The sequence below is a fragment of the Bartonella sp. ML70XJBT genome (assembly GCF_028618425.1).
Lineage (GTDB): Bacteria > Pseudomonadota > Alphaproteobacteria > Rhizobiales > Rhizobiaceae > Bartonella.
Genome location: NZ_JAQISX010000034.1, coordinates 1 through 7,929 on the forward strand (window position 1 = coordinate 1; position 7,929 = coordinate 7,929).

At 34.3% G+C, this 7,929-nt stretch carries 2 protein-coding genes and 1 pseudogene; all 3 read right to left on the reverse strand.

Going from position 1 to position 7,929, the window contains the following annotated elements; genetic code table 11:
- A pseudogene (locus tag PVV65_RS08700) lies at positions 1-340 on the reverse strand (hypothetical protein); the annotation flags it as partial.
- Between the two features lie 1,596 nt (positions 341-1,936).
- Positions 1,937-6,919, reverse strand: a complete 4,983-nt coding sequence (locus PVV65_RS08705) for a type ISP restriction/modification enzyme (protein ID WP_273789897.1) — start codon at positions 6,917-6,919, stop codon at positions 1,937-1,939.
- A 589-nt stretch (positions 6,920-7,508) separates the two neighbouring features.
- The coding region (locus tag PVV65_RS08710; RefSeq protein WP_404978402.1) for a DUF3987 domain-containing protein at positions 7,509-7,929 on the reverse strand (421 nt) is incomplete at its 5' end.

Below are 7,929 nucleotides of genomic sequence, written 5' to 3' on the forward strand. Positions count from 1 at the left end.
TAGCATTGCCATAAATTTGTGCATTGCCATAGACGTCTACAAAAAAGCTTTTTACTTTAGCATTTCCAAAGACGCGTGCATTTTGAAAGACACGGGCTTTATTATACACCCAACAATTGCCCTCATGCGAGAGGTTATCTTCACTTTCAATATAGCCACCTAAATCGCCTTTTTTGACATCTCCAAAATCTCTTAAAGCTCTAATTCGCGTTAAGAAATGACCATCGATATATTCGCCATCATTAATAAATTCGTATTTTTTTGCAGGCTCTTGTTTGTTAGCAGGTACAGTTTTATTAGCAATGGAGATAACGGGGGTGTTTTTTGATATATTTGTCATAATTAAAACCTTAACGTAAAAAAGTTTTGAAATTAATACCTTATAAAGGTATCGGGCGCTCAAAACACGGCGTTAAGTCCGTTGCTATGCTTTTCCCATAAAGGGTATTGTATAGCATAGCTACACCCGACAAGGTCATCATATATGCTAATTAAAGCACAAAAGATAGTCAGTATTTTAAAGACATGGGAGAGGTTGTTTCGTAACCTATCCGCTTAACGCAAGTGTTTTGATCACTTGATTATTTATATAACAAAATACGTATTTATTGTCAATTATTATTTTATCTTTTTTGATATTTTTTATAATTTTTTTAAATGCATTGTGTGTATATATTTGTCATATGCTTATTAATTGCCTTTTTTATATTTATATGCTTTTAAAGCTATATTATTGGTTTTCTAAATGATTGCGTTATTTTTTGAATCTATACATTTATAATATTTAGAAACGCTCTCATGATGCGTATTTTTAACTTTATAACGTATCTATTTTTTCACTAAATGGTTTTTAAAGATTTCTGTTAATTTCTTTTATAACACATTTGCAACTTAATAGCTTTTATAGGGCTTATCTTTATAAGCAATGCATTCATTTGCATTATGATTATAAGACCTTGCTGTTTTCACGCATTCTTTATAGCCATGGCATTATTTTTCATTTTCATAAGAGAAACGATAATTGTGATTTATAGCCTTTTATGAAAACCTCTAAAGAGAGATTGATAACTATAGAGATTAGCAAAATCCCTTTTAATAGACTTTTGTCATTTTTGTCAGTTTAGTCAGTTGTTTCTAGACCCTAGAGTATTTTTTAAATGATATAAAAAATTAAAAACATTATATTTCAATATGTTAAGTTTTATCGATTTTTCAAAATACAACTTATTAAAACAACCATAACAAATAAATACAACTGTAAATATATATTTGTCAGTTTGTGTCAGTAAATTGAACCGACAAAAGTAATCATTTTAGTGAGTGATTAAAACACGTCTTAAAAAAATATGTGATCCTTTAAAGCCTTTCAAAAGACAGTTTATAATCATAAGAAATGTTATCAAGACTATTGTGGTTATGAGTTTTGAGGATTTTGAAGATTTTGAGGGTTCTTTTTATGCCCCCTTATATATTTTTTTCAATCAAAAATAAAAGTTATTATATTTCAATGTGTTAAGATTTATGATTTTTCTAAAAAACAACCTGCATTGATATTGCAACCCATAAATACAACCAATGGTATATTTTTTGAAGGTATTTTGAGAGTTTGAGAAACCTTCAAAACCTATAAGTAATATAAGAAAATGAATATACATAACTCTCTTTAAACAAGGCTTTTAAAAACGATAAAGCTATCATTTGAGATTACGGTATAATCTTTTAGAGGCAATCTACATAAATCTTATCTTGTTTAAGAGTGGATTTCTTATAAGTCTTAAAGCAATCCAAATGACAGTGTTTAAAAGTGCAAATGATTTCTTTTTAGAATAACGCATATAAACACTCCTTTTAAGATTATAGGTAATCAAATTACAAGAGAGGTATAGATTATAATTAAAGACTCTATACCCCTTATGAGTTATAAGGTCTTATAAGCTTATTCAGTTTCTTTAATTTCTAATTTTGGTAGGTTTTTAACAATTTTCATTGTCTCTAAACTTACGGTAATAACCCTTTGGAATAACTCCAATGGATAAGCAGGGTTGCCAACGGTTTCAACAGCATAGCGATTGGCATCATTCACAATGCCACTCTTTTTATCAGTCTTAACACATTGACGTCCCATAACCCATTCAAGAGCGGGTCTACCATTGACAATATATTCATAAGCTTCAAGAGGGATATCTGTTATTGTAATATTGCTATTGTAAAAAACTGTAGATTTATCTTTTATCTTATTTTTGCTAAAGAATTGCATTTCAGTCACATAATAAAATTCTTCGGGATTAGAGATCTCTGTCTGTTTTGGATTACCTTTTTTAAAGGTTACTGGATAAGGTTCTACATCTTCATAATTTACATGCAAATGACCCAGTTTACGTCCTGCTGTAACAAATTTCCAAAAATCATCAACTGTCTTTACACAAGGGATACGAGGCAATTCTTTAGAGAGGTTATCAGCATAACGAGCACGGTAATCTTCTGAATGGAGTAAACCGTAAACATAATAGAATAAATCATCTTTAGTTACGGTTTCATTAGGATAAGCTGCTTTAAAATGTGCTAGCCCTTCATCCGTAATGGTATCACGCCGGTGTAACCCAGCATTTTTACTTTCTTCTGTAGAAATTAAAAATAAATGGGATTGTTTCTCACTTTTACTTTTTGAAAACATAGTATCTTCATAAATATATCTTGGAAAGCATTGACCTGTATCTATTGCATGAAGGTTAGGTAAATCCTTACTCATCAGTACAGAAAAACCACTTCTTGCTCCTGTTCCTGTAATTTGTATCACTCTATTTTCAATTGTTTGTCCTATTGGAAATATGCATGGCATTTTGGCGACCATTTCATTAAAGGTTCTATCATAATAGAGCCACTGTTTCGTAAAAGGGCGATATAAGCTCTGAGTAATGCATATCTCTTCAAATTCCAAAACCTTTTCTCTAGCTAAATGTTGTTTAAGATTAAGACTCCAACTGATTTTACTTTCATCGGAATTGACAAAATTATCTACAACTTTTGTAAGTGTTCTACGGTCAGTATGTGGATAACTATTATTAAAACGTTTTACCTCGCTATTATAGAAGGCAATCATGTTATTCATATTTTTCTTTACAGTTTCACGGCTTGAGTTATACGCCCAAGCATCACGATTGGTTGAAACACCAAGAGAATAAATTTCAAAGAGCTTTTTATCATGCCCCTTTTTGACACCCATAGTTAAGAATGTTTTGAAACTTTCGTCACGTTGCTTTATCCAATCACTATGTTTGTCTGGTGTAATTATTTGCCAGCTTGATTTATTTTTGATGCCATCAATACTACCAAAATACTCGAGAGCTGTAAGTTTTTCTTTTGTTGTGAGATTATTACCAATGTCATGATAGTAAATTTTACAATCTCCAGAAACATTGGGATTTTTGATAAATAGCGTTACCGCAATACCCGTCATGCTACCATTACCAAAAACATTCTCTCCTTCTTGAGCTTTCCCATTGCTTAACATATTTTTACGAATATCTCCCCGTAAATTAAGCACATAAATACTCGTAAATTCTTTGGCTAAAGATTTTCGTAAACCGTCCATTGTTGGCTTTTCTATGTAACCAGAACCAGAAACAAAGCCGATTACTCCAGCATTATCAATACGATCACTTGCCCAGCGAATAGCGCGGATATAGCTATCATAAAGATTTCGCATATTCACTGCTTTTGATTGAGCTATATAAGTCTCACGGATACGATCATCTAGTATAGAATAAGTGATGTTTTTTGCATTGTCATTGGCACTTTTTTGCCCTGTTGAATAAGGAGGATTGCCAAAGATAACTTCGATATTTAGATTTTTCTGATGTTCTAAATATTCACTGTTTTCTTTCATAGTACCTTCCATCAGATCTTTTTTCTCAAAAAGATGAAACGTATCAGTTAAACCAATATGCTTGAATGGGATATAATTCCCTTTCATAAGACCATGATAGGTTGCTTCGATATTAATGGCTGCTATGTAATAGGCTAGCAAGACAATCTCATTAGCATGAATATCATAACGGTATTTATATTCCATGTCCTCTGGTTTTATAAGATTTGATTGTAACAACCGTGTGATAAAGGTACCAGTACCCGTAAAAGGGTCAAGAATAGAAACACCACGTGATCCTAGACTTTTTCCAAATTCATTGCGTAAAACATCATCAACAGAATGAATGATAAAATCAACAACCTCAATGGGAGTATAAACAATTCCTAATTTTTCTACTGTACGTGGAAAAGCATAACGGAAAAATTCATTATACAGCTCTACAATTAAGCTTTGTTGTGCTTCAAGGGTGGTAATTCCACGCGTGTAAAATTGTACACTCCTAGAAATATTTTTGAGATCTTGAGATTCTTCTTTAAGAGTAAAGTTATCAAGGGCATTGAGTACACGTTGTAAAGCACAAGATACGGGATTTTCTTGAACAAACTGATGCCCCTCAAATAAAGCATTAAAGACTGGACGAGTCACAAGATGTTGCGCAAGCATTTCAATCGCATTTTGTTCGGAGATAGTTGTATTTAAATTGCTACGCAATTCGGTCATAAAATCATTAAACACCCGCCGTGTTTCAGTTTCTGATTTTGTCAAAACTTCAGTTAAGCGTGTGATATGAGTTTGAGCAAGATCACCAACATTTATTGCCCATTTTTTCCAATAGCTAGGGTCGTAAAATCTATTAACAATAGCAGCTCTAATGGCATCTTTACATTTAGGAAAAAAGCGGAATTCTCCTTGTTCTCCACCTGTGTGAGAGGGTTCATAAGTTGCTAACCCAATATTAAGTCCTGAATATTCTAATTTTGAGCGTGTAGGTAAATCATCAATAACCGTGGTCGTATCTTCTAACGCAAGTTCTTGAGAAGCAGCAACAATTTCAAGAGCATGGCTTACGTCTTGTTTTTTGTGCATATGATGAATTATTTTATTAAAGTTATCATCATGGGCACGTAAAGCATTGAGAACTTGCCAAATGACATTATACTTTTTGTTGTTTTCTAAGGCTATTTCCGGTGGAATGCCAGCGGGTATCCCAATGGGGAGAATGATATAGCCTCTTTTTTTACCCTCTGCTCGACGCATGACGCGTCCTATCGCTTGAATAATCTCAATTTGACTTTTGCGCGGGTGTAAAAATAGAACGGCATCAAGAGCAGGAACATCAACACCTTCAGAAAGACAGCGTACATTAGTAAGTACACGACAAGTATTTTCCCCCGCATCTTCCTTTAACCAGTCAAGTTGTTTTGTACGCTCTTTAGCACTAAATGTTCCATCAATATGGGCAAGGGTACAGTTAAGAGGGGGAGTATCTTTATAGTTCTTATGAAGAGCGCGCAAAGATTCTTGCACTTTTTCTTTTTTGAATCTTTTGCATATGCGTTTAGAAGTCTCAATATCTTTGCAAAAAGCTAAAGCTCTACGCATGGGCTTAGGGTCATCTTCAAGATCAAGTTTCAGATCCATTTTGGTAAGGGCTCTATAACAGCCATTAATCTTGGTCCTATCGTCAAGAATAAGCTCATAATCCTTATCGGTAATAAGATGTTGAATGGATTTGCTTACTTCTTCTTCATTGACAACTAATATGATTACTTTACAAGGTGATAACAGCTTATCCTCTAAAGCACGTGAAAAGTTGTAAGTGTAAAGTTGTTTGCCATAGAGTTTTTCATTATCCATGGACACCAAAACGTTATTGGATAAGACAGCATTCCTTTTCAGCTTGTCACTAAAGATCTTCGGGGTTGCTGTCATGTAGAGGCGTTTTTTACCTTGAATGATGCTGTTATCATGAACTTTGATAAATTCAGATTCATGCTTGTCTGTTCCTAAAACAACACCTGTTGTACGGTGTGCTTCATCACAAATGATCAGATCAAATTCGGGTAAATCATATTCATTTTGTGCATCGGAAATCACTTGAATGGAATGATAGGTCGAAAAGACCACAGTCATCACATCAAGAGAGGTCTTATTGGCTTTACGGGCAAGTTCTTTTGCATCCGTGGTCGCCGGTAAGACAAGATCTGAAGCATCTAGACCAGCTTCATCATCCTGTTTCCCTTTACGACGCTTGCCTACCTGTGTATCCGAACACACGGCAAAGGAACGCAAGGGGATTTCTGTATCAAGGGTCCATTCACGGATTGTTTGTGACACCAAAGCAAGGGAGGGCACCAAAAACAACACACGCTTGCCTTTTCCTGCTATTTGTTCTGCACTCTTAAGACTGGTGAAAGTTTTCCCCGTTCCACATGCCATAATCAGCTTGCCACGGTCTGCTTCTTTTAAGCCTTCACAAACAGCTTTCAGTGCTTCTATCTGGTGATCTAAAAGCTTTTTTTTCGGTTGCTCTTTAAGGACGGCTTGTCCTCGTTCTTTATAAGCGCCCCAATCAATTTGACTGTTTTCTAAATCAAACAGATTAATCTGTTGAATACGAACCTCTTGACCATCACAAGTGTTGTTCGCATTATCACTCCAATTGCTTTCGGTACTATCAACCAAAATACGACGCGTGAATATTTTCTTCCCAGAGGCAGCGATAAAGCTATTAATATCTTCTTTTTTAATGATGTGAGAAGCATCATAGCATTTACATTGAATAGCCGCATAACCTCCTTCATCGCGGATTGTAGCGACCAGATCAATGCCGATATCACGCCCATCTTCATCATGCTCTTTAGCCCATTCCGAATAAGTTTGAACCTTTTCGTATTCCTGCTTTTGTAAAGGGTCTTCGGATAAATAAGCTTTTACAAGGTTTTCAAACATCGTTCCCAATTCACGGGGTGATTTTGCTTGTTTGCGATAATATTCCAACAGAGAGCGTAGGGTGATTTGTTCATGATCAGACTTAAGAGATTGCAGCATATTACAACAGAGCCCATTTTTTTATAATGTATTTAATTCTTTTCAAAAGAATCAAAATGAAGCTTATTAAATCTATTTTGAACGAATTGAGAAAAAATGCAGAAAAATGCATAAAAACGGATAATTTTTTTCAAAAGGGGCTTTAAAAGGCTATTTATCCACAGCCTATGACGCATGGTTAGATCAGCACAGTAGTGAAATTTGCTATTTATTTCACATATCATTCAAGATAAATGCACTATGTATTTAAAAACATCAGAATGATAATTTTGATATGTTTTATGAATCATTAAAAATGTCACTTTTGTCAGTTCAATTTACTGACAGATAACTGACAAATATATATTGTTGATTGAATTTATGTGTTGTGTCTTAATAAGGGTTGTATCATTAAAATACTAACATATTGAAATATAATGTTTTTAATTTTTTATATCATTTAAAAAAATACTCTAGGGTCTAGAAACAACTGACTAAACTGACAAAAATAAAGCCACTCAGATCATTTGCTTTTGGAGAAAAGTTCCTTGATGAGAAGGTCATAAAAAGAGTTTTGCGTGGTTGTTTTAAGACTTCAAAAGAGGCTTCTTTATTGTTTTATACTGTTGTTTTTGACCAAAGGATGCCACTCATAGCGTCTATCCGGACGCCGACCTAATTCATTTCCCTCTATAGGAAATTCACGAATATAGTTACAACGGCATAAGAGCTCTAAAGCTTGCTTAACGGCTTGATTATCTTTTAAAGAACTCCAACACCGTCTATAGATATCTCTTGCTGTAAAAACATCGGGTAAATGATCACAACGTTCGACAATCAATTTTGCACGCTCTGCTGTTACTGTATCCCCCGCCGCATAAAGACGTCTTGCGTGACTTATCAGATATTTTTCCCAACACAAAGCTCTCTCAAGGGCATCTCTATTGATTTCAAAACGCCCGCCTTCACTCAATTCAAAAATCAACGCAAGGGTTGGTATGGTTTTATCCATTTTCAAAAGATGTGCTTGT